This is a genomic window from Azospirillum brasilense, assembly GCF_001315015.1.
Classification (GTDB): Bacteria; Pseudomonadota; Alphaproteobacteria; order Azospirillales; family Azospirillaceae; genus Azospirillum; species Azospirillum brasilense.
In genome coordinates this window covers 1,665,092-1,690,218 of the sequence record NZ_CP012915.1, presented here as the reverse complement: position 1 = coordinate 1,690,218, position 25,127 = coordinate 1,665,092, and the positions used below count along the sequence as shown (strand labels likewise).

The 25,127-nt window shown below is 70.0% G+C and carries 26 protein-coding genes; 15 read left to right on the top strand and 11 right to left on the bottom strand.

The features are described 5' to 3' along the window. Nucleotides 1–60: 60 nt before the first annotated feature. Nucleotides 61–2,142 (bottom strand): YgiQ family radical SAM protein, encoded by a 2,082-nt coding sequence (locus tag AMK58_RS21380; RefSeq protein ID WP_051140545.1) that lies wholly within the window; start codon nt 2,140–2,142, stop codon nt 61–63. A 309-nt stretch (nt 2,143–2,451) separates the two neighbouring features. Here AMK58_RS21380 and AMK58_RS21375 point away from each other — a divergent pair, with 309 nt between their 5' ends. After that, a complete protein-coding gene (locus tag AMK58_RS21375) occupies nt 2,452–2,637 on the top strand; it encodes a hypothetical protein (RefSeq protein ID WP_035677836.1) in 186 nt (61 codons plus the stop codon). A 62-nt stretch (nt 2,638–2,699) separates the two neighbouring features. Next, nucleotides 2,700–2,894 (top strand): hypothetical protein, encoded by a 195-nt coding sequence (locus AMK58_RS29875; RefSeq protein WP_079285656.1) that lies wholly within the window; start codon nt 2,700–2,702, stop codon nt 2,892–2,894. Nucleotides 2,895–2,957: 63 nt separating this feature from the next. On the opposite strand, the gene AMK58_RS21370 is transcribed toward AMK58_RS29875, so the two are convergent. Next, the gene (locus AMK58_RS21370) at nt 2,958–4,778 is read right to left on the bottom strand and encodes a hypothetical protein (protein WP_236778258.1); all 1,821 of its coding nucleotides are present in this window, start codon (nt 4,776–4,778) and stop codon (nt 2,958–2,960) included. 565 nt (nt 4,779–5,343) lie between these two features. Between AMK58_RS21370 and AMK58_RS21365 the strand changes: the two genes are divergently transcribed. The 3 genes from AMK58_RS21365 (at nt 5,344) to AMK58_RS21355 (ending at nt 6,608) form a co-directional block, all read left to right on the top strand. Further along, the gene (locus AMK58_RS21365; RefSeq protein WP_059399390.1) at nt 5,344–5,895 is read left to right on the top strand and encodes a YcbK family protein; all 552 of its coding nucleotides are present in this window, start codon (nt 5,344–5,346) and stop codon (nt 5,893–5,895) included. Nucleotides 5,896–6,141: 246 nt separating this feature from the next. Beyond that, the gene (locus tag AMK58_RS21360; RefSeq protein ID WP_014197998.1) at nt 6,142–6,336 is read left to right on the top strand and encodes a hypothetical protein; all 195 of its coding nucleotides are present in this window, start codon (nt 6,142–6,144) and stop codon (nt 6,334–6,336) included. A gap of 47 nt (nt 6,337–6,383) precedes the next feature. Further along, on the top strand, nt 6,384–6,608 hold the full coding sequence (locus AMK58_RS21355) for a hypothetical protein (protein ID WP_035677842.1): 225 nt from the start codon (nt 6,384–6,386) through the stop codon (nt 6,606–6,608). Nucleotides 6,609–6,696: 88 nt separating this feature from the next. On the opposite strand, the gene AMK58_RS21350 is transcribed toward AMK58_RS21355, so the two are convergent. The 4 genes from AMK58_RS21350 to AMK58_RS21335 all read right to left on the bottom strand — a co-directional run bounded on the left by AMK58_RS21350 (nt 6,697) and on the right by AMK58_RS21335 (nt 11,342). After that, complete coding sequence (locus AMK58_RS21350) at nt 6,697–6,927, bottom strand: hypothetical protein (RefSeq protein WP_236778257.1); 231 nt, start codon at nt 6,925–6,927, stop codon at nt 6,697–6,699. A gap of 150 nt (nt 6,928–7,077) precedes the next feature. Then, nucleotides 7,078–8,922 carry an excinuclease ABC subunit UvrC gene (gene uvrC / locus AMK58_RS21345; RefSeq protein ID WP_035677844.1) on the bottom strand — a complete coding sequence of 615 codons (1,845 nt, stop codon included), beginning with the start codon at nt 8,920–8,922 and terminating at the stop codon, nt 7,078–7,080. 99 nt (nt 8,923–9,021) lie between these two features. Further along, on the bottom strand, nt 9,022–10,146 hold the full coding sequence (locus tag AMK58_RS21340; RefSeq protein ID WP_051140547.1) for a LacI family DNA-binding transcriptional regulator: 1,125 nt from the start codon (nt 10,144–10,146) through the stop codon (nt 9,022–9,024). Nucleotides 10,147–10,436: 290 nt separating this feature from the next. Beyond that, a complete protein-coding gene (locus AMK58_RS21335; RefSeq protein WP_104675438.1) occupies nt 10,437–11,342 on the bottom strand; it encodes a LysR family transcriptional regulator in 906 nt (301 codons plus the stop codon). A 280-nt stretch (nt 11,343–11,622) separates the two neighbouring features. Here AMK58_RS21335 and AMK58_RS21330 point away from each other — a divergent pair, with 280 nt between their 5' ends. Further along, nucleotides 11,623–12,813, top strand: coding sequence for a urate hydroxylase PuuD (locus AMK58_RS21330; protein WP_035677846.1), 1,191 nt, complete (start codon nt 11,623–11,625; stop codon nt 12,811–12,813). On the opposite strand, the gene uraH is transcribed toward AMK58_RS21330, so the two are convergent. Next, nucleotides 12,798–13,160 carry a hydroxyisourate hydrolase gene (gene uraH, locus AMK58_RS21325; RefSeq protein ID WP_014198004.1) on the bottom strand — a complete coding sequence of 121 codons (363 nt, stop codon included), beginning with the start codon at nt 13,158–13,160 and terminating at the stop codon, nt 12,798–12,800. The two genes, AMK58_RS21330 and uraH, sit on opposite strands and share 16 nt — an antisense overlap. 303 nt (nt 13,161–13,463) lie before the next feature. Between uraH and uraD the strand changes: the two genes are divergently transcribed. From uraD to AMK58_RS30950, 6 genes are all read left to right on the top strand, one after another. After that, the gene (gene uraD / locus AMK58_RS21320; RefSeq protein WP_035677850.1) at nt 13,464–13,946 is read left to right on the top strand and encodes a 2-oxo-4-hydroxy-4-carboxy-5-ureidoimidazoline decarboxylase; all 483 of its coding nucleotides are present in this window, start codon (nt 13,464–13,466) and stop codon (nt 13,944–13,946) included. Then, nucleotides 13,943–15,184, top strand: a complete 1,242-nt coding sequence (locus AMK58_RS21315) for an allantoate amidohydrolase (protein WP_059399389.1) — start codon at nt 13,943–13,945, stop codon at nt 15,182–15,184. Before uraD ends, AMK58_RS21315 begins: the two co-directional genes overlap by 4 nt. After that, on the top strand, nt 15,181–16,413 hold the full coding sequence (locus AMK58_RS21310) for a M20/M25/M40 family metallo-hydrolase (protein WP_035682802.1): 1,233 nt from the start codon (nt 15,181–15,183) through the stop codon (nt 16,411–16,413). The genes AMK58_RS21315 and AMK58_RS21310 overlap by 4 nt, the downstream gene beginning before the upstream one ends. Nucleotides 16,414–16,538: 125 nt before the next feature. Further along, nucleotides 16,539–17,582, top strand: a complete 1,044-nt coding sequence (locus AMK58_RS21305; RefSeq protein WP_035682805.1) for a GMP reductase — start codon at nt 16,539–16,541, stop codon at nt 17,580–17,582. A 157-nt stretch (nt 17,583–17,739) separates the two neighbouring features. Continuing rightward, the gene (gene glf, locus AMK58_RS21300) at nt 17,740–18,993 is read left to right on the top strand and encodes a UDP-galactopyranose mutase (RefSeq protein WP_059399388.1); all 1,254 of its coding nucleotides are present in this window, start codon (nt 17,740–17,742) and stop codon (nt 18,991–18,993) included. Then, nucleotides 18,990–19,157 carry a hypothetical protein gene (locus AMK58_RS30950; protein WP_167555924.1) on the top strand — a complete coding sequence of 56 codons (168 nt, stop codon included), beginning with the start codon at nt 18,990–18,992 and terminating at the stop codon, nt 19,155–19,157. The genes glf and AMK58_RS30950 overlap by 4 nt, the downstream gene beginning before the upstream one ends. 50 nt (nt 19,158–19,207) lie before the next feature. Here the strand turns inward: AMK58_RS30950 and nadC are convergent, their stop codons facing one another. The 4 genes from nadC to AMK58_RS21280 all read right to left on the bottom strand — a co-directional run bounded on the left by nadC (nt 19,208) and on the right by AMK58_RS21280 (nt 23,276). Then, nucleotides 19,208–20,041 carry a carboxylating nicotinate-nucleotide diphosphorylase gene (nadC, locus tag AMK58_RS21295; protein ID WP_059399387.1) on the bottom strand — a complete coding sequence of 278 codons (834 nt, stop codon included), beginning with the start codon at nt 20,039–20,041 and terminating at the stop codon, nt 19,208–19,210. Further along, nucleotides 20,026–21,648: an L-aspartate oxidase gene (locus AMK58_RS21290; RefSeq protein WP_059399386.1), complete on the bottom strand. Its 1,623-nt coding sequence runs from the start codon at nt 21,646–21,648 to the stop codon at nt 20,026–20,028. Before AMK58_RS21290 ends, nadC begins: the two co-directional genes overlap by 16 nt. Before the next feature lie 153 nt (nt 21,649–21,801). Continuing rightward, on the bottom strand, nt 21,802–22,812 hold the full coding sequence (nadA, locus tag AMK58_RS21285) for a quinolinate synthase NadA (protein ID WP_059399385.1): 1,011 nt from the start codon (nt 22,810–22,812) through the stop codon (nt 21,802–21,804). A 101-nt stretch (nt 22,813–22,913) separates the two neighbouring features. Then, nucleotides 22,914–23,276 carry a hypothetical protein gene (locus AMK58_RS21280; protein WP_035677890.1) on the bottom strand — a complete coding sequence of 121 codons (363 nt, stop codon included), beginning with the start codon at nt 23,274–23,276 and terminating at the stop codon, nt 22,914–22,916. Between the two features lie 95 nt (nt 23,277–23,371). Between AMK58_RS21280 and AMK58_RS21275 the strand changes: the two genes are divergently transcribed. Genes AMK58_RS21275 through AMK58_RS21265 form a run of 3 tightly spaced genes read left to right on the top strand, consistent with a single transcriptional unit; the run spans nt 23,372 to nt 25,054 of the window. Next, nucleotides 23,372–23,977: a biotin/lipoate--protein ligase family protein gene (locus tag AMK58_RS21275; protein WP_051140548.1), complete on the top strand. Its 606-nt coding sequence runs from the start codon at nt 23,372–23,374 to the stop codon at nt 23,975–23,977. After that, complete coding sequence (locus AMK58_RS21270; protein WP_035677893.1) at nt 23,974–24,498, top strand: DUF3305 domain-containing protein; 525 nt, start codon at nt 23,974–23,976, stop codon at nt 24,496–24,498. The genes AMK58_RS21275 and AMK58_RS21270 overlap by 4 nt, the downstream gene beginning before the upstream one ends. Continuing rightward, the gene (locus AMK58_RS21265) at nt 24,491–25,054 is read left to right on the top strand and encodes a DUF3306 domain-containing protein (protein WP_051140549.1); all 564 of its coding nucleotides are present in this window, start codon (nt 24,491–24,493) and stop codon (nt 25,052–25,054) included. The genes AMK58_RS21270 and AMK58_RS21265 overlap by 8 nt, the downstream gene beginning before the upstream one ends. Nucleotides 25,055–25,127: the final 73 nt, after the last annotated feature.

The window sequence follows — 25,127 nt, the reverse complement described above, 5'->3', positions numbered from 1 at the left end:
GGCACACGCGCATCCCCCTCACCGGCCCTGCGGGCCACCCTCTCCCCGGAGGGGAGAGGGCTATCGCACCCGTCCCGTCGGCTTGCCGGCCTTGGCCGGCGCCCGGCGGCCCTTGCCGGCCTGCTGGGTGTAGAAGGTCTTGCCCGGCTTCGGCTTCTCCGCCTTGCCGATTCCGCCCGTCGTCTGCCAAGCCGGCACCAGCTGGTGCTCGCCCGGTCCGATCAGGTCGCTGCGGCCCATCGCCTTCAGCGCGTCGCGCAGAACCGGCCAGTTCTCCGGGTCGTGGTAGCGCAGGAAGGCCTTGTGCAGGCGGCGCTGCTTCAGCCCTTTGGCGGAGAACACCGTCTCCGAGCCCTCGCGGCGGATCGGGCGCAGCGGGTTGCGGTCGCTGTGGTACATCGCCGTGGCGAGCGCCATGGGGGAGGGCAGGTAGGTCTGCACCTGATCGGCCTTGAACCCGTTCCGCTTCAGCCACAAAGCGAGGTTCATCATGTCCTCGTCGCTGGTGCCGGGGTGGGCGGCGATGAAGTAGGGGATCAGGTAGAGCTTCTTGCCCGCCGCCTTGGCCGCCTTCTCGAACATCTCCTTGAAGCGGTCGTAGGTGCCGATGCCCGGCTTCATCATCTTGGACAGCGGGCCGGGCTCCGTGTGCTCCGGCGCGATCTTCAGGTAACCGCCGACATGGTGGGTCACCAGCTCCTTCACATACTCCGGGCTGCGGACGGCGAGGTCGTAGCGCAGGCCCGAGGCGATGTTGATCTTCTTCACGCCGGGAATGGCGCGCGCCTTGCGATAGAGCTGGATCAGGTCGCTGTGGTCGGTGTTCAGGTTCTTGCAGATGTCCGGGAAGACGCAGGACGGGCGGCGGCAGACCTTCTCGATCTCCGGGTCCTTGCAGGCCATGCGGTACATGTTGGCGGTCGGCCCGCCCATATCGGAGATGACCCCGGTGAAGCCCTTCACCTTGTCGCGGATCTCCTCGACCTCCTTGAGGATCGACCCCTCCGACCGGCTCTGGATGATGCGGCCCTCATGCTCGGTGATGGAGCAGAAGGAACAGCCGCCGAAGCAGCCGCGCATGATGTTCACCGAGAAGCGGATCATCTCCCAGGCCGGGATGCGCGCGTCGCCGTAGGCCGGGTGCGGGGCGCGGGCGTAGGGCAGGCCGTAGACCCCGTCCATCTCCGCCGTGGTCAGCGGGATCGGCGGGGTGGTCAGCCAGACCTCGCGGTCGCCGTGCCGCTGCACCAGCGCGCGTGCGTTGCCGGGGTTGCTCTCCTGGTGCAGCACGCGCGACGCGTGGGCGTAGAGCACCTTGTCGGCGCTGACCTGTTCGAAGGAGGGCAGGCGGACCACGGTGCGGTCGGCCCCGGCGGCGCGCGGGGCGGCGGGGGTCAGCTCGTCGATGCTGCTGCTGTCGAGGACGGTCCAGCCGTCCGGCACGCGGCTGCGGACGATGGAGGTGCCGCGGATGTCGTCGATCTCCCGCGCCTTCTCCCCGGCGGCGATGCGGTGGGCGACGTCGATGATCGCCCGCTCGGCGTTGCCGTAGCACAGGATGTCCGCCTTGGAATCCACCAGGACGGAGCGGCGGACCTTCTCGCTCCAATGGTCGTACTGGGCGATGCGGCGGAGGCTCGCCTCGATGCCGCCGAGCACGATGGGCACGTCCTTGTAGGCTTCGCGGCAGCGCTGGCTGTAGACGATCACCGCGCGGTCGGGCCGCTTGCCGCCCTCGTCGTTGGGGGTGTAGCTGTCGTTGTGACGCAGGCGGCGGTCCGAGGTGTAGTGGTTCACCATCGAGTCCATGTTGCCGCCGGTCACCCCGAAGAACAGGTTCGGCTTGCCCAGTGCCTTGAACGGCTCCGCGCTGCTCCAGTCCGGCTGGGCGATGATGCCGACGCGGAAGCCCTGCGCCTCCAGCAGCCGCCCGATGATCGCCATGCCGAAGCTCGGGTGGTCCACATAGGCGTCGCCCGTCACCACCACGATGTCGCAGCTATCCCAACCCAGCCGGTCCATCTCCGCCCGCGTCATCGGCAGGAAGGGCGCCGGCCGCCGGGCCTCCGTCCGGTGCCGGGGGAGGGAGAAGATGTCCCGCGCCGCCGGAACGGCGACGGTGGGCGTGGCTTCGTTGAGCATGACGCTCTCCGTTCGGGCCGCCGGTGCGCGAGGAGCGCTGCCGGGGCGGGGTGCTTGATGGTCGGGTGCCGGCTTCATACCGGCAATGTCCGGCATGGTCCACCGCGCGAGTCCCTACGGAAGTGCCGCGGCGCGGTCAAGGATTGCCTGACCGTCGGGGTCAACTTTATACGCGATTATGACGCCGTGATGTGTGCAGCCGGGCCGCTGTCGGCAAGGGGCTACGGTACGGGGCTGGCGCAACGGCCATGCCGGTGTCCTGTTGGGAAGGGCGGAGACGCAAGCTTCACCCATAAGCAGGAGTGGATCATGAACACCGACAAACGCTACGGCGACGAGCGCGACGTGCCGCTCGACATCAAGAACACCCGCGCCGACCCCGCCATCGACGAGGAGAAGATGGGCTTCCAGAACATTGAAGGGCCGGGCGCCGAGACCAGAAAGGATAAGGCGCCGGGCACGGACGACTCTCCGGACAGCGCACCCCGCCCGTGACGCGGACCCCGCGGACATCACAGACGTTGTCCGTTGGAACCACAACAAAGCGGAGGTTCGCCATGGCTGAAGAGAAAACACCCGACAGCCCTTCCCAGGCGGGGGGCGAGGCGGGGAAGGACTCCCCGTTGGAGGACAAGACCAAGACGCCCGGCGACGGGACGCTGCAGGACGCCGTGCCCGCCGGAACCACCTCGGACGAGCTGCGGCGGCGGGCGGAAGAGGATGACGGGTCCGTCCAGCCGGGCACCGGCTGACGCGTCGGACGGCGTCGCCGGTTTCATCATACGACGTCGTATGAGAGCTACCGGGTATGAGAGCTACCGGGTGACGCTCTCGCCCCCGGGCGCGGCCAATCCGACCATGGCATAGCTGCTGCGGATGGCCGCGTCCAGCGTCGGAGGCAGGGGTTGGATGCGTTGCTCCCGTGCGGCGCGCCGTGCGAAATCAGGGTCCGCCGCCAGTGCCCGCGTCGCCGCCGCCTTGGCCTCATCCATTCGGCCCATCTCAACGAAGGCCACGGCCAGCGCGGCCTGGGCCGGTGCAGCGGCGGTCACCTCGAACTCAAGCTTCGTACTGTCCGGGTGCCCATGGCGCTGGAGGGCAAGGCTGTAAGCGGACAGAAGCCGTTCCCGCTGCGCCGGGTCGCGCTCCATCGCCTGCTCCAGCAGAGGCAGGCCTTTCGCGGATTGTCCAGCCTCGACATGCCAGAGACCGAGGTCACCCAGCACATGAGCGTTGCCAGGTGATGCCTGCAAGGCGCGTTGCCCGGTGGCGAAGCAGGGGGCGTATTGCCCGCGCAGGCAATAGGCGGTGTAGAGTGCCGTCAACGGGCGCAGCGATGCCGGCTCCAGTTCGGTGGCGCGCAGGGCGGCGGCCAGGGCATCGTCCAGTGCGGCGTCGTTCCGCTCCGCCCGATAGGCGTTGGATTGCAGAAGGGACAGCGCAGACCACAGCCGAGCGGACTCGCCGGCGCTGCTCGTCAATGCGCTGGCGGCCGAGTTCAGGCAACCGCTCAAGGCGGTCCGCTCGATTGGCGGAATTTCATGCCGACCGGTGGCGAGAAAGGCGCATTCGCGCGGCGACAGGCTGGTGGTCGGTTTGGTGCGCAGACGCGCGGTGGCAACCGACAACAGGGGACCTTGCGCAGCGGTGAGCGGTTCGACGATGCTGGCCGCCAGGTTCTGCGGGGTCGGCGCTCCCTCCGGCCCGGCCGGCCGGTCCAGGCTGTTGGACCAGAGCACCGCTCCGGTGGCGAGGTCGGTCAAGTGCACGACCAAGCGCACCGCCGTGTCATGCCCCTGAAGGCTGCCGGACAGACGGATCCCTTGGTGGGGCAGGGCGGCGGTCGGCGGCGGATCGATCCGCACCGGAAGATCGGTCCGGTTGGCGAGGCCGCTGGCAATCTCGTCGGTCAGCATGGCGGCAAGGGCGCCGTCCTCCGCCGACTGGCCGGTGGTGCGGAAGGGGCCGACGACGATGGTCACCGATGCATCGAGCGCCGTGTGCGGTTTCGCTGACAGGGGCGTCGCCGACAGGGGCAACGCCGGCTCGCTCCCCCCCGGCTCCATAGTGGCCGCGATGGGATGCGGGCCGAGCGCCAGTGCCTCTTCCACGTCGATGGGGGTGGCGAGGTTTCGCCCGACCAGCAAGCCGGCCAAGCCGACGGCGATCAGCACCACGGCGGCCCACCCGGCGACGCGCAGGGAAACGGGCCTTCGCATTGTTTCCGCTGTCGGAACGGCTTGAGGGGCGGGCAGGCCGGGGGACGGATCATCGTTCACCCGTTCGAAGCGGGGTGCATAGCCGCCCTTCGGCACGACGATGCGGATCGGGTCGCTGCGGCCCGCGGTCAGATAGTAATGCTCCAGGCTGCGGCGCAGACGCCCGGCCTCCAGCCGCACGATGGGGTCTGACTGCGGGTCAAAGCTCGGCTCCCGGTTGAAGACGCTGACGGCGATGCAGTAGGCCTTGATCTGCTGCGCCCGCCCGTCCAGACACTCCTCGACCACATAGCGCAGGAAGCGGCGGTTGCGGTCCGACGCGTCGAAATGGTCGCTCGCCAAAATCCGCTCAAGCTGAGTCCTGACGGCATGATCATCCAATGCCCACCCCTGCGCGGGCGGAGTTTCCTCGGTCATTTCTGACATCTCCCGGACGTTGAGAAAGTCGACGGTCGATCCTTCTCAAAAGGGGTGGGTCGATGTGTTGCCGGCATTCTTTCATCGGGAAAAACTGATGTCCATCAGCCCTGTGCTTTTAGGTCGGGCCTTATTCCCGAAGTCCGTTCATGTCTCTGTTCGTTGGGATAGATCGCCTATCCAAAGGATGATGCCGCACGCCCGAAGGCGACGGGAGCCACCCCCGCCGAACGGGGGGTAAACTACCGTATGCTACCCGCCGCGGCGGAACGGTTGGGCTGTTGTCCGGGTTACCCGCCGCCGGACAGGGGACTCGACACGGGAGAGCCCGAACATTGGCTGAAGGTTTCTCCCGTCCCCGCGGCACGCCCGGCTCACCGACGCGCATCCCCTGCCGTCGCCAAGGCGTGCCGACATTTCCCGGTTTTCCCTGTTCTCGGCTTCGGTAACGCAACACACCGGTGGTTCCATGTCGTTTTTGTCGTCGTCTTTTCTGTCGTCTCTGAACGTTCCGTCCCGCCGCTATCCCGCTCCCCACCTTCAAACGTCTCCCCATAAATCCCCGATGGACCAGCCCGCCGCGTCCGCGCTGACGCGCCGCGGCATCTTCGGGCTGGGGGCCGCCGTGGCGGTCGGCGTCTGCAACAGCCGCAGCGCGGCGGCGTGGGAGCCAGCGCCGGAGCGCACGCTGCGGATCTACAACTGCCTGACGGGAGAGAGCTTCGACGGCGTCTACTGGGCGGAGGGACGCCCGGTGGCGGAGGCGATGGCCCGCATCGACTGGGTGCTGCGCGACCATCGCAGCGACGATTGCCACCGCATCGATCTCGCCCTGCTGAATCGTCTGTCGGAGATGCAGGAGAAGCTGGACAGCCAGCATCCGTTCGAGGTGCTGTCGGCCTTCCGGTCCAAAGAGACCAACCGCCGCGTCAAGGGGGCGGCGACGGGCAGCCTGCATCTGCAGGGGCGGGCGGTCGACCTGCGCCTGCAGGGGCGGCGCGCGGTGGATCTCTACCGCTGCGCCCTGTCCTTCGGCGAGGGCGGGGCGGGTTGCTACGCGAAGCGGAACTTTGTCCATGTGGACACCGGGCCGACGCGGCGCTGGGTGGGAGCCTGAGCGTGGCGGCACGGAGTCGGGACTTTTCGTCGCAGAACCTTTTGCCAGGGGGCATCGGGCGAAGGGCATTACGCCGATGGATGGATTGTGCGCAGGACGGAGGAAGCGCACCATAGCCCGAAAAAGAAGGCCATATGATTGGCCAATGCTCTTTGGGAGGAGCCCATGCTAACCCCAACCGACCTTGCGGACCCCCGAGGCCGCAACTTATCGGCGCATCGTCATCCGTTGACGGACCCGGCCCGGATGGCGCAGGCCCGCACGCTGGCGGGCTGGATCGCCGTGATCGCCGAAGACCGCGGCCTGGACGAGCGTGGCGTGGCCGCCGCCACCGGCCTGGACATCGAGGATGTCCGGGCGGTTCTGGGCGGCACCGTGTTCATGATGCCCGTAAGCACGCTCGACCGCGCGCTGCGCCGCCTGGAAGGCCGCCCGCACTGAGGAGCCGCAAACCCGCCACTCCCTGCCCGCCGGCACAGGAGCACCGCATGACCCATCACGTCCGCAAACGGAGCAGCGCCATGGACCGCTCGGAAAAACGCGACGCCATCACCCGCATCCGCCACGCCGCCGAACAGCAGGGGCTGGACGCCGGCGATCTGGCCCGGATGACCGGTCTGGCACCGGGGCACGCCCGCGCGATCCTGTCCGGTTTCGGCTCGACGGTTCCGCGCGATGCCCTGGACCGCACGGTGTCCGTCCTGCCGGAGTGACGGAACGCTCGTGGCGGCACGCTGAAATGGAAACGGCGGCGCACCGGGTGCGCCGCCGTTGTTCCTGGACCTTGTGGAGTGCCGCGGTTCAGGCGACCGAGAGCACGTCCAGATAGACGTTCGCCGGCTCGGTCAGGTGAATCCGGTACAGCATGCCCGTCTGGTCGACGATGATGCTGGCGACGGGGTTCTTCGCGGCCATGTCGGTGACGGCGGCGCGCACGTTGCGCGGCAGGCTGTCGAGTTCGACGTCGCGGTAGCCGTTCTTATCGGAGAACTTGATGGTCTTCTGGCCCATGGTCAGGCGCCCTGCGTGCATGCTCTGTTTGTGGTGGGCGGACCATGATCCCGTCGGGTTAAGGAAGCACTAACCAAAATCCGCGCAAACGCAGGACTGATGAGCGGCGGCTGCATCGGTGTCCTTGGAATAATTCGGGCGGCGGTTGCCCCCACCTCGGCCACTCATCCCCTACCCATGGAAATGCTCGAACACCCGCCGGGCCAGCGCCGCGCTGATGCCGGGGGTGGCCTCCAAATCCTTCAGCCCGGCCGAGGCCACCGCGGTGGAACTGCCGAAATGGTGCAGCAGGGCCTTCTTGCGCGACGGGCCGACACCGGGGATGCCATCGATGCGGGTGTGGTCCATCGCCTTCAGGCGGCGGGTGCGGTGGGCGTCGATGGCCGTCCGGTGGGCCTCGTCGCGCAGCCGCTGCAGGAAGTAGAGGACCGGGTCGTTGGGCTCCAGCTGGAAGGGCTCACGGTCCGGCAGGAAGAAGCGCTCGCGCCCGGCGTCGCGGTCCGGTCCCTTGGCGATGGCGGCCAGCGGCACGCCCGCGATGCCCAGCCCGTTCAGCACCGCGCGGGCGGTGTTCAATTGGCCGAGACCGCCGTCGATCAGCACCAGATCGGGCCATTGGCCACCGCTGCGCTGCGGATCCTCGCGCAGCGCCCGCCCGAAGCGGCGGGTCAGCACCTCGCGCAGCATGGCGTAGTCGTCGCCAGCCGCGGCGGGGTCCTTGATGTGGAAGCGGCGCCCGGCGTTGCGCTGGATGCCCTCCGGCCCGGCGACCACCATGGCGCCGACCGGGAAGGCCCCCTGAATGTGCGAGTTGTCGTAGATTTCGATACGGGCCGGAGTCTTCGGAAGGCCGAAGACGCGGGCCACCCCGGCCAGCAGCTTGCCCTGGGCAGAACGTTCGGCCATGCGGCGCCCGTGGGCCTCGCGCGCGTTGGTCAGGGCGTGTTCGACGACGCGGCGCTTGGGGCCGCGTTGGGGCACCTCGACCTCCACCCGCCGCCCGGCGGCCAGCGTCAGCGCCTCGGCGAGCAGGGCGCGCTCCGGGATGGCGTGGCTGAGCAGCAGGTGGCGGGGCGGCGGCGTCCCTTCGTAGAGCTGCGCGGCGAAGGCGGCGAGGATCGCGGCGGGCTCCTCCTCCCCGTCGTGCCGGGGGAAGAAGGCGCGGGTGCCTTGGTTGCGCCCGCCGCGGAAGAAGAAGGCCTGGACGCAGGCGGTCCCGCCCTCGGCGTGGACGGCCAGCACGTCGGCGTCCTCCAGCACGCCCTCCAGATTGATGTCCTGGCGGCTCTGCAGGGCGGTCAGGGCGCGGATGCGGTCGCGCCAGCGGGCGGCGTCCTCATAGGCCAGCCGGTCGGAGCAGTCCATCATGTGGCGGGCGAACTCCGCCTGGATGGCGGCGCTGCGCCCGGTCAGCACGTCGCGCACGCCCTGCATCTGCGCGGCGTACTCCTCCGCCGTGACGCGGCCGACGCAGGGGGCGGAGCAGCGCTTGATCTGGTGCTGGAGGCAGGGCCGCGTGCGCGCGGTGAAGGTGGCGTCGTCGCAGTTGCGCAGCAGGAAGGCGCGCTGCAACGCCCCGATGGTCATGCCGACCAGGGCGGGGGAGGCGTAGGGGCCGAACAGGTCGCGCTTTCTGCCATGCCGATCGGCGCTGCCGCGGTGGTGCATCAGGCGCGGAAATTCGTGTCCCTCGCCCAGAGCGATGTAGGAGAAGGACCGATCGTCCTTCACCAGCACGTTGAAGGGCGGCAGCAGGCGGCGGATCAGGTTGGCCTCCAGCAGGAGGGCCTCCGCCTCGGTGTGGGTGGTGACGAACTCCATGGAACGGGTCAGCGCCACCATGCGGCGGGTGCGGTTGGGCAGCCCGTCCGTCCGGGTGTAGCTGGCCACCCGGCGTTTCAAGTTCTTCGCCTTGCCGACATACAGGATGCGCCCGTCCGCCCCGATCATCCGATAGACGCCGGGCGTGTCCGGCAGCGTCGGCAGGGTGGCGCGGATCACCGCAGCTCCGTCCATCACACTAACCCGGTGTGTTAATCACGATGGGGCGGAAGGAAGCAGGGGAACGAACCATGGACAAGGGACAATCGTCGGCCCTGTCCATCAGACCAGGATTCACCCCGCCTTCTGCCGCTCCACGCCCGCATCGGCGTCGGGACGGGTGCTGTCGCGGACGACCAGCTCGCAATCCAGCCCATGATGCGGCTGGGCCACCGTGGTGCCGTTCAGCCGGGCCAGGATCTGGCCGGCGGCCAGCTCCCCGATCTCGCGCTGCGGCGGGCGCACGGTGGACAGCGGCGGCAGGCAGGCGGCGCTGAAAGTCAGGTCGCCGAAGCCGATCACCGCCAGATCGTCGGGCACGCTCAGCCCGCGCCGGTTCGCCTCGAACAGCACGCCCAGCGCCATGGCGTCGTTGGAGCAGACCACCCCGTCGATGTCCGGGTGGAGCGCGAACACCTCGTCGATCAGCCAGATGCCGACGGGGGTGGAGGCGGTGTCGGGGGCGGTGAAGGCGATCGGCTCGTGCAGGCCGCGGCGCCGCACCTCGTCCTCATAGCCGTCGGTGCGGCTGCGCACGCGCATGTCCTGATGCACGGCGGCGCCGATGTAGGCGACCTTGCGGCTGCCCTGGTCGTAGAGGTGGCTGGCCTGCCGCCGCCCGACCTCGAAATGGGAGAAGCCGACCGTCATGTCCACCGCCGGGGTCTGGGCGGAGGGGATGTCCCACATCTCCACCACCGGCACGCCGGAGGAGCGCAGCATGGCGCGCGTCCGCTCGGTGTGGTGCAGGCCGGTGACCACCACCGCGGCGGGCGACCAGGCGAGGAAGGCGCGGATCAGCTCCTCCTCCCGCTCCGGATCGAACTCGCTGACGCCGAGCAGGGTCTGGTAATGGGCGGTCTGGAAGGCGCTTTGCAGCGTGTTGTAGGTTTCCGCGAAGAAGGAGTTGGTGATGGAGGGCAGGATCACCCCGACCGTCCGGCTCTTCGCCGCCGCGAGGCTGCCCGCCACAAGATTGGGCACGTAGCCGAGCTGGTCGATCACCGTCCGCACGCGGGTCGCCAGCTCCTCCGACACCGCCTCCGGCTTGCGCAGATAGAGCGAGACGGTGCTGGGCGACACGCCGGCGGCGTTGGCCACGTCCGTCATGGTCAGCCGCTCGGTGGCGCGGCGGGTCTTCTTGCGGATGGGTTTGGCGGGTTTCGGCGGAAACGGCTTGGCGGGCGGCTGTGCGGTCATTCTCGTCCTTCCCTGCGGCGAACCCCGCCGCGCGGCGTGGCGGCATCATAGCACGCCGTTGGAAAAGCGGGGGAAAGAGCGGGAGCGTCACCGGGGCAATCGCCTGAACGCAGGGAGCAGAAGATGCGAGCAAGATTCGACACGGATTTCACGGATCAACGCACGGATTTCACGGATTGTTTCCATGCCAAAATCAGGTCATGCCGCAATGGACATCACGTCGAATGGTTCCGTGAAATCTGGTTAAAATCCGTGAAATCCGTGTCAATTCTTGTCCCCAACGGGGCGACTTATTTTGAATCCGCGAGCGCGGCGCGGGCCTGCTCCGCGAAGAAGTCGATGAAGACGCGGATCTTCGCGGGCAGCAGGTTGCGGTGGGGGTACAGCACGGCGAGCGTCACCGGTTCCGGCGGGCAGTGCGGCAGGACGACGCGCAGCTCCCCGCGGCGCAGATGGTCGGCGACCTCCCACAACGGTTTCAGCACGATGCCTTCCCCGGCCAGCGCCCAGCCGGTCAGCACGTCGCCGTCGTCGGCGTCGAACTGGCCGGACACCGGCAGGGTCATCGGGCCTTGCGGCGTGTTCAGCGTCCACTGGAACTGCTGCGATCCGGGAAAGCGCAGCAGCAGGCAGTGGTGGGACAGCAGATCCTCCGGCCGGGCCGGCACGCCCCGCCGCTCCAGATAGGACGGCGCGGCGCAGAGCACCCGCGGCAGGTCGGCGATCTTGCGCGCGACGAAGCTGGAATCCTTCAGCGGCGCCATGCGGATGGCGACATCGGTCGCCTCGCGCAGCAGGTCCAGCAGATGGTCGGACAGGCGCAGCCGCAAATCCACCTGGGGGTAGGCGGCGTGGAAGCGCGGCACCATCGGGGCCAGGATGCGCCGCCCGAAGCCCAGCGGCGCCGTCACCCGCAGGCTACCCACCGGCGCCCCGCCGATGGCGCCGACGCTGCTCTCCGCCCGCTCCGCCGCCTCCAGCACCTCCAGGCAGTGTTCGAAGAAGACCTTGCCAGCCTCGGTGAATTGCACCTGCCGGGTGGTGCGGTTGAGCAGGCGGGCGTTCAGATGCTCCTCCAGGCTTTGCAGCCGGTGGCTGACCACGGCGGGCGACAGGCGCAGGCTCCGCCCGGCGGCGGACAGGCTGCCCAGCTCAACCACCCGCACGAACACCCGCATGTTCTCCAGCAGCGCCACGCCGTGTCTTTCCTGATTTTCCTTCTCCCCCCGGGGGAGAAGGTCAGGATGAGGGGGCGGCCGAAGGCCGACCACGCCGGCCCCTTGCCGCGCGTTGGACGCCCTGGCGGGCGCCCCCTCACCCTAAACCCTCTCCCCAGGGGGGCGAGTGGATATGGAGGAGAATCCTCCCACCTTTCCGTTTTTTTTGAAAGTGCTGGCGCACGCATCCGCTTCCCCGCTGCGCTGCGGCAACCGTAGAGTTCAGGGTGAGGATCACCGAACGGAAGAGGCCGCGCGCATGGAGCCGATCGTCTGGGAGTGGGTCAACTTTCTGGTGCGCTGGCTGCACGTCATCACGGCCATCGCCTGGATCGGGTCGAGCTTCTACTTCATCCACCTCGACCTGTCCCTGCGGCGGCGCGACGGCCTGCCCAACGGCGTGGCGGGGGAGGCGTGGCAGGTCCACGGCGGCGGCTTCTACAACATGATGAAATACACGGTCGCCCCGCCGGAGCTGCCGGAGAAGCTGACTTGGTTCAAGTGGGAAGCCTACGCCACCTGGCTCAGCGGCTTCGCGCTGCTGTCGGTGCTCTACTACCACGGCGCCGCGCTCTACATGATCGACCCGGCGGTGCTGGACATCCCCTGGTGGGGGGCGGTGCTGCTCAGCCTGGGCGCCCTGGGGCTGGGCTGGCACGTCTATGACCGGCTGTGCAAGTCGCCGCTGGGCAAGGACGACGTGAAGCTGGCGGCGGCGGGCTTCGTCTTCCTGGTGCTGGTCGCCTGGGGCCTCAGCCACCTCTTCAGCGGGCGGGCGGCAATGCTGCATGTCGGGGCGCTGATCGGCACGATGATGTCGGCCAACGTCTTCCGCATCATCATCCCCAACCAGACCAAGGCCGTGGCCGCCATGAAAGCCGGTCAGGTACCCGACCCGGCGCTGGGCAAGCAGGCCAAGCAGCGCTCGCTGCACAACAATTACCTGACGCTGCCGGTCGTCTTCCTGATGATCTCCAACCACTACCCGCTGGCCTTCGGCACGCGCTACAGCTGGGTGATCGTGGCGGTGGTCCTGGTGGTGGGGGCGGTGATCCGCCACTTCTTCAACAGCCGCCACGCCGGCAAGCCGACGCCCTGGTGGACCTGGGCGGTGGCCGCCGCGGGCGTCGCCGTCATCGTGGGGTTGAGCGCCGCCGGCACGCGGACGGAAAGCGCCGCCGCCGCGCCGGCCAGGGTCGAGTTCGCGCAGGTGGAAGAGGTGGTGCTCTCCCGCTGCTCCATGTGCCACGCGGCGCAGCCGGTGTGGGAGGGGATCGGCGCGCCGCCGCGCGGCGTGATGCTGGACAGCGCCGAGGCGATCGGCCGCCACGCGCCCCAGATCCGGACCTGGGCGGCGCTGTCCGACGCGATGCCCCCCGGCAACGTCACCGGGATCACGCCGGAAGAGCGCCGCCTGCTCGCCGCCTGGACCGATCAGCTTCCCCGGTAGGTCGAGTAGCTGTAGGGGGAGACGAGCAGCGGCACGTGATAATGCTGGTCCGCGTTGGCGACGCCGAAGCGGATCGGCACCACGTCGAGGAAGGCGGGTTCGACGATCTCCAGGCCGGAGGCGCGGAAATAGTCGCCGGCCTCGAACACCAGCTCGTAGACGCCCGGCGTCAGGTCGGCCCCGGCGAGGAGCGGCGCGTCGCAGCGCCCGTCGGCGTTGGTGCGGGTCTGCGTCAGCCGTTCCCGCCGCTCCCCGTCGATGCGGTAGAGGGTGACGGCGATCCCGGCGCCGGGCCGTCCGTGCGTCGTGTCGAGAACATGGGTGGTCAGGCGCCCGCTTCCGGACATGGGTCTCTCTCCTCTCGCGAATCCCCTCGCCCCCTGGGGAGAGGGTTAGGGTGAGGGGGCGCCCGTCAGGGCGTCCAACGCACTGCAATGAGCCGGCGTCGTCGGCCTTCGGCCGCCCCCTCATCCTGACCTTCTCCCCAGAGGGGAGAAGGAATAAGTGACTTTATACCGCACCGCCGCGCGGTCCGAACGGGGCCTGAGCAAAAAGACTTTCAAACGGATCGAAAAAGCGGACCTCGGCGATTGCGGTTATGCTGCGGGGCAGGGGACCGATCAGGGAAGGCCGGGATGCGACCGAGCGAGATGGACCGTGCAAGTTTCGTCGCCCGATTCGGCGGCGTGTTCGAACATTCGCCCTGGGTCGCCGAAGGCGCCTGGGATGCCGGAAATCTGTCCGACGACGCGGAGGGTTTGCACGCCGCCATGGTGGCCGTCCTGCGCGCCGCCGACCATGAGCGCAAGCTGGCGCTGCTGAACGCCCACCCCGATCTGGCGGGCCGTCTGGCGCTGCGCGGCGAGCTGACCGCCGACAGCACGGCGGAGCAGGCCAGCGCCGGGCTCGACCGCTGCACGCCGGAGGAGTTCGCCCGCTTCACCGAACTGAACGACGCCTACAAGGCGCGCTTCGGCTTTCCCTTCATCCTGGCGGTCAAGGGCCGCAGCCGCGCCGACATCCTGGAGGCGTTCGAGACCCGCCTGTCCAACGGCCCAGAGGAGGAGTTCGCCACGGCGCTGGTCCAGGTCGAGCGCATCACCTGGCTGCGCCTGAAGGACCTGCTTCCATGACGACGTTCGGCGCGGACCTGATGGCGCGGCTCGACGCCTTCGCCGGCTTCACGGAGGAGCCGGGGCTGCTGACCCGCCTGTTCCTGACCCCGCAGCACCGCGCCGCCGCGGACTGGCTGATGGAGCTGATGGGCAAGGCCGGGATGAACGCCCGGCTGGACCCTGCGGGAACGGTGGTCGGCCGTTACGAGGGGACCGTGCCGGGCGCGCCGGCCCTGCTGATCGGCTCCCACATCGACACGGTGCGCAACGCCGGACGGTATGACGGGAATCTGGGCGTGCTGGCCGCCGTCGCCGCGGTGGCGGAGCTGGACCGGCGCGGCGAGCGGCTGCCCTTCGCCATCGAGGTGCTGGGCTTCGGCGACGAGGAGGGGGTGCGCTTCCCGGTGACCCTGACCGGCAGCCGCGCCGTCGCCGGCCGCTTCGACCGGGCGGCGCTGGAGACGCGCGACCGCGACGGCGTGCGCATGGCCGACGCGCTGCGCGCCTTCGGCGGCGACCCCGAGGCCATCGCCGCGGCGGCCCGCAAGTCGGGGGAGGCGCTGGCCTTCCTGGAAGTCCACATCGAACAAGGGCCGGTGCTGGAGGCCGAAGGGTTGCCGGTCGGCATCGTCACGGCCATCAACGGCGCCACGCGCTTCGCCGTCCGGCTGCGCGGCATGGCCGGCCATGCCGGCACGGTGCCCATGGCGCTGCGCCGCGACGCGCTGGCCGCCGCCGCCGAGATGACTCTGGCGGCGGAGCGGGTGGCCGCGTCCTCCGACGCCGGGCTGGTGGCGACGGTGGGCCGGATCGAGGCGAAGCCGGGCGCCGTCAACGTCATCCCCGGCGAGGCCGCCTTCACACTCGACGTCCGCGCGCCGGAGGACTCCGTGCGGCGGGACGCTTGCGCCGCCATCGTCGCCGACTTCGAGGCGATCGCCGCACGCCGCGGCGTGGAACTGGCCGTGGAGACCACCCACGACGCGGCCGCCGCCCCCTGTTCCCCCGGCATCCGGCGGCAGATCGAGGCCGCCGTGATCCGCGCCGGCGTCCGTCCCCTGTCGCTGCCCAGCGGCGCCGGGCATGACGCCATGGCCTTCGCCGGCGTGCTGCCGATGGGCATGCTGTTCGTCCGCTGCAAGGGCGGCATCAGCCACAACCCCGCCGAATCCATCACCGTGGAGGACGCCGACCTGTCGGTGCAGATCCTCCTGGACATCATCCGCCACTTCGAGCACGAGACCCCGACACCATGACCGACACCGCTCAACAGGCCATCCGCGCGTTCCTGGAGCAGACCCGCGACGAGCAGGTCCGTTTTCTGGCCGAACTGGTCAAGGTGCCCTCCGACAACCCGGCCGGCGACTGCGCGCCCCACGCGGAGCGCGCCGCCGCGCTGCTGGAGGCCATGGGCCTGACGGTGGAGCGCCACCCGGTCCCGGCGGAGCTGGTTCGGGCCAACGGCATGATCTCCGCCACCAACCTGATCGTGCGCTGCCGCTTCGGCGACGGGCCGACCGTGGCGCTGAACGCCCACGGCGACGTCGTGCCGCCGGGCGAGGGCTGGACCCGCGACCCCTACGGGGCGGAGGTGGTGGACGGCTGGATGTACGGGCGCGGCGTCGCCGTCTCGAAGTCGGACTTCGTCACCTACACCTACGCGCTGCTGGCGCTGGAAAAGGCCGGGCTGGACCGCGGCACGGTGGAACTGCACCTGACCTACGACGAGGAGGCGGGCGGCGAGATCGGGCCGAAATGGCTGCTCGACGAGGGGCTGACCAAGCCGGACTTCGCCATCGCCGCGGGCTTCAGCTACGGCGTCGTCACCGCGCACAACGGCTGCCTGCATCTGGAGGTCGAGGTCACCGGCAAGTCCGCCCACGCCGCCCTGCCGATGACCGGCATCGACGCGCTGGAGGCGGCGACCGCGATCCTCGCCGCGCTCTACGAGCACCGCAAGGGCTACGCCGGCACCGTGTCGGCGGTTGGCGGCATCGGCTCGCCGCAGCTGACGGTCGGCCTCATCAAGGGCGGCATCAACACCAACGTCGTCCCCGACCGCGTGACCCTGCGCCTCGACCGCCGCATGATCCCGGAGGAGGCTCCGGAGACGGTGGAGGAGACGTTGCGCGCGGTCATCGCCGAGGCGGCCACGGCTTTCCCGAAGGCCCGCGTGGAAATCCGCCGCATCCTGCTGGCCCGCCCGCTGACCCCGCTGCCCGGCACCGACCGGCTGGCCGCCGTCCTCTGCGCCCATGCCAGCCGCGTGATGGGCGAGCCGGTGGAAACCAAGGGCGTGCCGCTCTATACCGACGCGCGCCATTACTCCGACGCGGGCGTGCCCATCGCCCTGTTCGGCGCCGGCCCCCACACCATCGAGGAGGCCAACGCCCACCGCGCCGACGAACGCCTGCCGCTGTCCGATCTGTTCAAGGCGACGGAGGTTGTGGCGCTGTCGCTGTTGGATCTGCTGGGCGAGGGGTGATTGCCCCCACTCTAACCCTCCCCCGCTTCGCAGGGGAGGGGACTTCATTCTCCCTCCCCTGCGAAGCGGGGGAGGGCCGGGGAGGGGGCAACGGCCCGCCCCACAACAACAAGGACGACCCGCCGGTGATCATCGAGAACGATCTGAAGCTGGACTTCAAGGATGTGCTGATCCGCCCGAAGCGCAGCACCCTGGAAAGCCGCAACGACGTGGACATCGAGCGGACCTTCCGCTTCGTCCACAGCGGGCTGGAATGGACGGGCTTCCCGCTGATCGCGGCCAACATGGACGTGGTCGGCACCATGGCCGTCGCCCGCGCCCTGTCGCGCTTCGGCGCGCTGACCGCGCTGCACAAGCACTACCCGGCGGAATCCCTGATCCCCTTCTTCCGCGACGAGGACACGGCCAACGTCTTCTACTCGCTGGGCACGACCGAGGCCGACTACGACAAGTTCCAGGCGGTGAAGGCCAAGGCCCCGGTGGGCAAGCTCTGCCTGGACGTCGCCAACGGCTACACGGAACGCTTCGTGCGCGTCATCGGCCGGTTGCGCCAGGAGAACCCGGACATGGTCATCATGGCCGGCAACGTGGTGACCGGCGACATGACCGAAGCGCTGGTGCTCGCCGGGGCCGACATCATCAAGGTCGGCATCGGGCCGGGGTCGGTCTGCACCACCCGCAAGATGACCGGCGTCGGCTACCCGCAGCTTTCCGCCATCATCGAATGCGCCGACGCCGCCCACGGGCTGAAGGGACAGGTCTGCGGCGACGGCGGCTGCACGGTGCCGGGCGACATTTCCAAGGCCTACGGCGCCGGTTCGGACTTCGTGATGCTCGGCGGCATGCTGGCGGGCCACGACGAGTGCGAGGGCGACATCCGCTACGAGGAGCGCGGTGGGCAGAAGGTGCCGGTGGCGATGACCTTCTACGGCATGTCGTCCGACACGGCGATGCACAAGTACGCGGGCGGCGTCGCCTCCTACCGCGCGTCGGAGGGCAAGACCGTGGAGGTCCCCTACCGCGGGCCGATCGACGGCACGATGCAGGAAATCATGGGCGGCGTGCGCAGCATGATGACCTACATCGGCGCCACCAAGCTGAAGGAGGTGTCGAAGCGGACCACCTTCGTCCGCGTTGGCGCGCAGCTCAACACCGTCTTCGGGGGGTGATGCCACGGGAGGTACCCTGCATCGGTACCTCCTTCTCGACCGCCTTCCTCCGGAACCACCGGCGGGTTCCACCGTTCGCAGGATGTGCGGACGGGTGGGGCGCCGGACGGTGTGCCCCCCTTGTCCGCCTTTTGGCAGGACGAGGAAGGCAGAGCTTATGCGTGATTTCGATGGTGCCGCTCCGGCCTATGTGGGGCGGACGGACGGGCCGGCGGTCTTCGATTACCTGATCGTCGGGGCGGGTTTCGCCGGCAGCGTGCTGGCGGAACGGCTGGCGGCCGGCCTGGACAAGCGGGTGCTGCTGATCGACCGGCGTCCGCACATCGGCGGCAACGCCTACGACCATCACGACGACGCGGGCGTGCTGATCCATCGCTACGGCCCGCACATCTTCCACACCAATTCGCAGCCGGTGGCAGACTATCTGTCCCGCTTCACCCAGTGGCGTCCCTACGAGCACCGGGTGCTTGCCCACGTCGACCGGCAGCTCGTCCCGATCCCGATCAACCGGACGACGGTCAACCGCCTCTACGGGCTGGACCTCGACGAGGCCGGAGTCGCGGAGTTCCTCAAGAGCCGGGCGGAACCGGTGGCCGACGTCCGCACCTCGGAGGACGTGGTGGTCGGCGCGGTCGGGCGGGAGCTGTACGAGAAGTTCTTCCGCGGCTACACCCGCAAGCAATGGGGCCTCGACCCGTCGCAGCTCGACAAGGCGGTGACGGCGCGGGTGCCGACGCGGACCAACGACGACGACCGCTATTTCGGCGACAGCTTCCAGAACATGCCGTTGCACGGCTTCACGCGGATGTTCGAGAACATGCTCGACCACCCGAACATCACCATCCGCCTGGGCGTCGATTTCCGCGACGTGGTGCGCGACGTGCGCTACCGCAACCTGATCTTCACCGGCCCGGTGGACGAGTATTTTGGGCACCGCTTCGGCAAGCTGCCCTACCGTTCCCTGACCTTCCGGCACGAGACGGTGGACCAGGAATGGTTCCAGCCCGTCGCCGTGGTGAACTACCCCGGCGAGGAGGTGCCGCACACCCGCATCACCGAGTACAAGCACCTGACCGGCCAGACCAACCCGCGGACCAGCCTGACCTACGAATACCCGTCGGCGGAGGGCGACCCCTACTACCCGATCCCCCGCGCGGAGAACGCCGCCTTGTACCGCAAGTACCAGGAGCTGGCCGACGCCACGCCGAACGTCCATTTCGTGGGGCGGCTGGCGACCTACCGCTACTACAACATGGATCAGGTGGTGGCGCAGGCGCTGGCGCTCTACACCCGCATCGCCAAGGCCGAAGGCGCCGTGGCGGAGGGCGCGCGCGGCATTTCCGGGATCGGCGCCGCTCCCCAGACCGCCCAACCGGCCGCTCCGGTCCACAGCAGGAGGGAAGCGTCATGAAAGCGTTCGGAATGGCTTTGGCCGCCGCCGTCGTCCTCGCCATCGGCGCCAGCGTGATCCTGGAAGGCACGCTCGGCCGCACCGCCGACGAGACCTACGCCGCCCCCTCGGTCCGGCTGAGCGAGGACAACACCGTGCAGCACCGGAACTTCATGGGGCATTGAGGACGGCGTTTCGGGAGGAGGGGCGTTGCGCCTCCTCCCCATCCGATCCCCTACATGTCCAGCCCGACGTCGAGGTTCGGCGCGCTGTGGGTCAGCCAGCCGACCGAGATCATGTCCACGCCCGACTCGGCGATGGCCCGCACGGTGGACAGGGTGACGTTGCCCGACGCCTCCGTCACCATGCGGCCGTCCACCATGGCGACGGCGCGGCGCAGCGTCGGCGGGTCCATGTTGTCGAGCAGGACGACGTCGACCGGCAGGGTCAGCAGCTCCTCCAGCTGGGCCAGCGTGTCCACCTCGACCTCCACCTTCACCATGTGGCCGATGGCGGCGCGGACGCGCTCGACCGCCGGGCGGATGCCGCCGGCCACGGCAATGTGGTTGTCCTTGACCAGAACCGCGTCGTCGAGCCCGAAGCGGTGGTTGAAGCCGCCGCCCAGCCGCACCGCGTGCTTTTCCAGGACGCGCAGGCCGGGGGTGGTCTTGCGGGTGCAGACGATGCGGGCGCGGGTCCCTTCGACCTCGCGCACCAGCGCGCGGGTGGCGGTGGCGATGCCCGACAGGCGGCCCAGCAGGTTCAGCGCCGTGCGCTCCGCCGTCAGCAGGGCGCGGGCGCGGGCCGTCACGGTGGCGATGGTGGCGCCGGGGGCCACGTCGGCGCCGTCGCCATGCTCCACCCGCAGCTCCGCCGCCGGGTCGAGCATGCGGAAGGCGGACAGGGCGACCTCCAGCCCGGCGACGCGCCCGTCCTTGCGCGCGGCCACCCGCGCCGTCGCCACGGCGTCCACCGGGACGATGCTGTCGGTGGTGATGTCGCCGGCCCGCCCGAGATCCTCCGCCAGGGCGGCGCGGACGATCGGTTCATAGGTCAGAGGATGGAGCATGCGGCGTCTCCGGTCAGGGGGCCGGCGGCCCCGGTCAGGTCGGTGAGGGTGAAGCGGTGGCGCTGTGCCGCCGGGTTTTCCCGCGGGAAATCGGTGCGGAAATGCGCCCCGCGGCTTTCGCTGCGGGCGAGCGCCGCGTGGACGATCAGCCGCCCGGCCAGCAGGCGGTTGCGCGCCTCGCCCCAGCGGCGGACGGCGGCGAGGTCCACCGGGCCGTAGCCGCATAGCGCGTCGAGCGCCACAGCGAGCCGGTCCAGCTTGCGCCGGGCGGTCCACAGCCCCACCCCGTCGCGCACCAGCCCGGCGCCCTGGTAGAGCGTGCGGCGGGATTCGTCGGTGATGGCGTCGAGCAGGCCGGCCCCGACCTCCCCGGCGACCGCCGGGGCGTCGGGCAGGGCGAAGGGCGGCAGGGGAGGCAGGTCCCGTTCGGCGACGTCGCGGGCGACCCGCGCGCCGAACACCAGCGCCTCCAGCAGGGAGTTGCTGGCCAGCCGGTTGGCGCCGTGGACCCCGGTGCAGGCGACCTCGCCGCAGGCCCACAGCCCGTCCAGGCTGGTCCGCCCGGCCGGATCGGTGACCACCCCGCCCATGTGGTAATGCGCCGCCGGAGCGACCGGCACCGGCTCCCGCCACGGGTCCAGCCCGTGGGCGGCGCAGAGCGCCAGCACGGTGGGGAAACCGTCCGGCCTGGCGGCCAGCGCCGGGCGCAGATCCAGCCGCACCGGCTCCCCCGCCGCGACGCGGGCGCCGATGGCGCGGGCCACCACGTCGCGCGGCGCCAGCTCGGCCAGCGGGTGTTCCGCCGCCATGAAACGGGTGCCGCGCCGGTCGAGGAGCAGCGCCCCGGCGCCGCGCAGCGCCTCGGTCAGCAGGGGGGCGGGATCGGCGTCCACGGCAAGCGCCGTCGGGTGGAACTGCACGAACTCCATGTCGGCGAGCAGCGCTCCGGCCCGCGCGGCCAGCGCCAGCCCGTCGCCGGTCGCCTCCGGCGGGTTGGTGGTGCGGGCGTAGGCCCCGCCGACTCCGCCGGTCGCCAGCACCACCCGCGGCGCGCGGTGGAACACCCAGCCTTCGGAATGGCAGGCCAGCACGCCGCAAACCCGCCCGTGGCGCACCGCCAGATCGACGGCGAAGGCGTCGCTCTCCACCCGGATCGACGGGGTGGCGCGCACCCGCTCGGCCAGCGCCGCGACCAGCGTCGCCCCGGTGGCGTCGCCCCCGGCATGGACGATGCGCGCCGCCCCGTGCGCGGCCTCCCGCCCCAGCAGGGGCGCGCCGTCGGCGTCCCGGTCGAAGGGCAGGCCGGCAAGGAGCAGCGCCCGCACGCGCTCCGCCCCCTCGCGGGTCAGCAGCAGGGCGCGGCCTGGGTCCACGAAACCGGCGCCGGCGGCCACCGTGTCGGCGGCGTGCGCCTCCGGCCCGTCGCCGGGGCCGATGGCGGCGGCGATGCCGCCCTGGGCGTGGTTGCTGGAGCCGCCCGGCAGGTCCGGCGTCTTGGTCAGCAGCGTGACGGCGCGCGGCGCCAGATGCAGGGCGGCGGTCAGCCCGGCCATGCCGGAGCCGATGACGACCACCTCCGAATCGCGGACCGTGTAAGGGGTGGGCATGGCGGGTTCTCGTGATGGAGAATCTAACCCTCTCCCCTCTGGGGAGAGGGTGGCCCGAAGGGCCGGTGAGGGGGATGCGCGTGGCGGTGCGTTCGGCACAAGCGCAACCCCCTCACCCTAACCCTCTCCCTTGAGGGGAGAGGGAATACGGGATCAGCGCGGCTTGACGACCAGCATCCGCTCCACCGAACGGCGGGCGCGGTCGGCCACCTCCGGGGCGATGGTCACCCGCGGCTCCAGCGTGCGCAGGCTGTCCAGGATGGTCGCCAGCGTGATCTTCTTCATGTGCGGGCACAGGTTGCAGGGCCGAACGAACTCCGTCTCCGGCGCGGCGGCGGCGATGTTGTCGCTCATCGAGCATTCGGTGACCATCAGCACGCGCGGCGGGCGGCGGTCCGTCACGAAATCGACCATGCGGGCGGTGGAGCCGACGAAGTCCGCCGCCTCCAGCACGTCGGGCGGGCATTCCGGGTGGGCGATGACGATCAGCTCGTCGAAGCGCCCGCGGAACTCGCGGATCTCGTCGCCGGTGAAGCGCTCGTGCACCTCGCAATGACCCTTCCAGGCGATGATCTCGACGCTGGTCTGGGTGGCGACGTACTTCGCCAGATACTCGTCGGGCAGCATGATGACGCGCGGCGCGCCCAGCGATTCCACCACCTCCACCGCGTTGCCGGAGGTGCAGCAGATGTCCACCTCCGCCTTCACGTCGGCCGAGGTGTTGACGTAGGCGACCACCGGCACGCCCGGATAGCGCTCGCGCAGCAGCCGCACGTCGGCGGCGGTGATCGATTCGGCCAGCGAGCAGCCCGCCCCGGTGTCGGGGATCAGCACGGTCTTGGCCGGGTTCAGCAGCTTCGCCGTCTCTGCCATGAAATGCACGCCGGCCACGACGATCACGTCGGCGTCGGTCTCGGTCGCGCGGGCGGCCAGCGCCAGGCTGTCGCCGACGATGTCGGCCACGCCGTGGAAGATCTCCGGCGTCTGGTAGTTGTGGGCGAGGATGACCGCGTTGCGCTCGCGCTTCAGGCGGTTGATCTCATGGACCAGCGGGGCGTGGAACGGCCATTCGACGGCGGGCATCACGCGCTTCATGCGCTCGTAGATCGGCTGCGTCGCCGCGGCGATGGCGGGCGTGTAGGCAAGGCCGGTGGTATCGCGCATGGCGCATTCCTTTAATGCTCGCGTTGAGCAAAACCATAAATGCTCGATTAGAGCATATCAAGCGGAAAAGGGTGCGCCTTGAGAATCGTCCGTGGCCCGGCTTACTTGGCTTCCTGGCTGCTCAGGTCGGACGGGTTCTCGGAGCGGGTCGGCTCGTGCCCCATGTCGGGTTCGCTGGCCCACTGGTTGGGGCGCGGCACCGGGTTGCCCTGAAGATCGGGGGGCGCGCGGCGGAGGTCGGCCAGGGCCTGCTGAAGCTGCGATCCCTGGGTTTCCTCGCTGGTGCTGGACTTGGGCGCGCGCACGCCCTGCTCGTTGGGCGGCGGCTCCTGGCTTTGCTGCACCTTGATGTCGTTGGACAGCGACTCCTTGTTGACTTCCTGGGCGATTACGTTGCCGGTCATCAGCATTCCGGCGACCAGACCGGAGGAAATGAGGCCGGTGGACATGAGGGCGGCGAGCAAGGCGGCGGACTCCTTTTGGGTGAAGGGGTGACAGGGCCGTCCCTTCCCCCAACAGGCGTTGGCACCAACCCTCCCGCTTGCGCGTTATCAGGGGCATGGACCCGATCGACGCCCCGACCCTGCCGCCCATCTTCCAGCCCTGGCCCGCCGAGGCGGGCGGCCCCTTCGCCACCGCCCGCCGCTTCGCCGCGGAAGGGGCGGCGCCCGGCACGCTCGTCCACAGCGGCCGTCGCGACCGGCTGGACGTGGCGGTGGTGCTGGTCCCCGACCGTCCGGACGCCGGGGATGGCCTCGCCGCCGTCACCCTGGTCGCGTTGGCCGACGCGCTGGAGGCGCTGGGGCCGCCCAACCAGAGCATCCGCTTCGACGGCGCGGGCCGTTTGCTGCTGAACGGCGCGGTGGCCGGCGGGGTGACCGTCGCGCTCGGTCCCGGCGCCGAGGACGGGCTTCCCGCCTGGGCGGTGGTCGGCGCGGAACTGGAGGTGCTGGGAGATCCCGACGATCCCGACCCCGGACGCCACCCCGACCGCACGGCGCTGCGCGAGGAGGGCTTCGGCGACACCGACGCCGTGGCGGTGCTGGAGAGCTTCACCCGGCATTTCCTGACCTGGATCGACCGCTGGATGGACGCGGGCTTCGAGCCGGTGCGGCGGGTCTGGGAACAGCGGCTGATCCGCAAGGCAGAGGGGACGCGGTCATGACCGGACAGGCCGAACGGCGCGGCGTCGGCATCACGGTGGAGCGCCAGCGCATCGATAACCCGTGGGTGGACGCCCGCTGGCGGGTGACCGGCGCCCTGCCGGCGCTGCCCGACCGCGCGCCCTGGACCGTGCTGGCACAGGACGGCGAGCGCACCGGCTATTACGCGGGGGCGGCGGAGATCGTGCTCCATCCCGGCGAGACGGAGAACTACGTCGAGAATCTGAAGGGCGGCCACCCGATGCTCTACGTCATCCTGCGCCGCTGCGCGGAGGAGCCGGGGCTGCGGCTGCTCGCCGTCACCGTCGATCCCGGCGAGGTCGACGCCCATTCCGATGCGGGCGACGACCTGATCGAGGCGATCCCCTTGCCGCCCGACCTTGCGGCGTGGATGCGCGATTTCGTGGCCCGCCACCACGCCGAACGGCCCTTCCACAAGCGCCAGCGCGACCGCGCCGACCCGGAGGCGCTGGCCCGCCGCGCTCCGGTTGCTCACTCTGGAAAGGATCAGCGCCATGGATGACGGGTCGGAAGGTTTCCTGTCGCGCTGGTCGCGGCGCAAGCAGGAGACGCGCGCGGCGCCCGTCGAGACCCCCGAACCGCAGAAGGAGCGGGACACGGCGGAGGAGCCGCAGGCCATAGCCGCTCCGCCGCCGGAACCCTTCGATCCGGAGAGCCTGCCGCCGGTGGAGAGTCTGGGCGCGGACAGCGACTACACCGGCTTCCTCGCCGGCAACGTCCCGCAGGAGCTGAAGCGGCTGGCTCTGCGCAAGGCCTGGACCAGCGACCCGGTGATCGCAGGCTTCCGCGGCTTCGCCGAGTATGACTGGGACTGCAACGCTCCCGGTTACGGCAAGCTGCTCGACACCGACCGCATCGCCGACCTGCTGGACCGCATCGCCACCGACGAGAAGCCGCCGGAGGAGGATACTGCGGAGGAGGTGGCGGTTGCCAGTGCTGGTGAATCTGAGCAGGGCGAAGCACTTGCCCCCACCCCGGCCCTCCCTCGCTCCGCGGGAGAGGGTGCCTTAGGCGAAGCGGCATCCGTCCCCTCTCCCGCGAAAGCGGGGGAGGGTTAGGGAGGGGGCAGCACCGAAGTACGAAGGCAACCCCACCACCACGCCCGGACTGCGCAACCTTTGTGCATTCGCG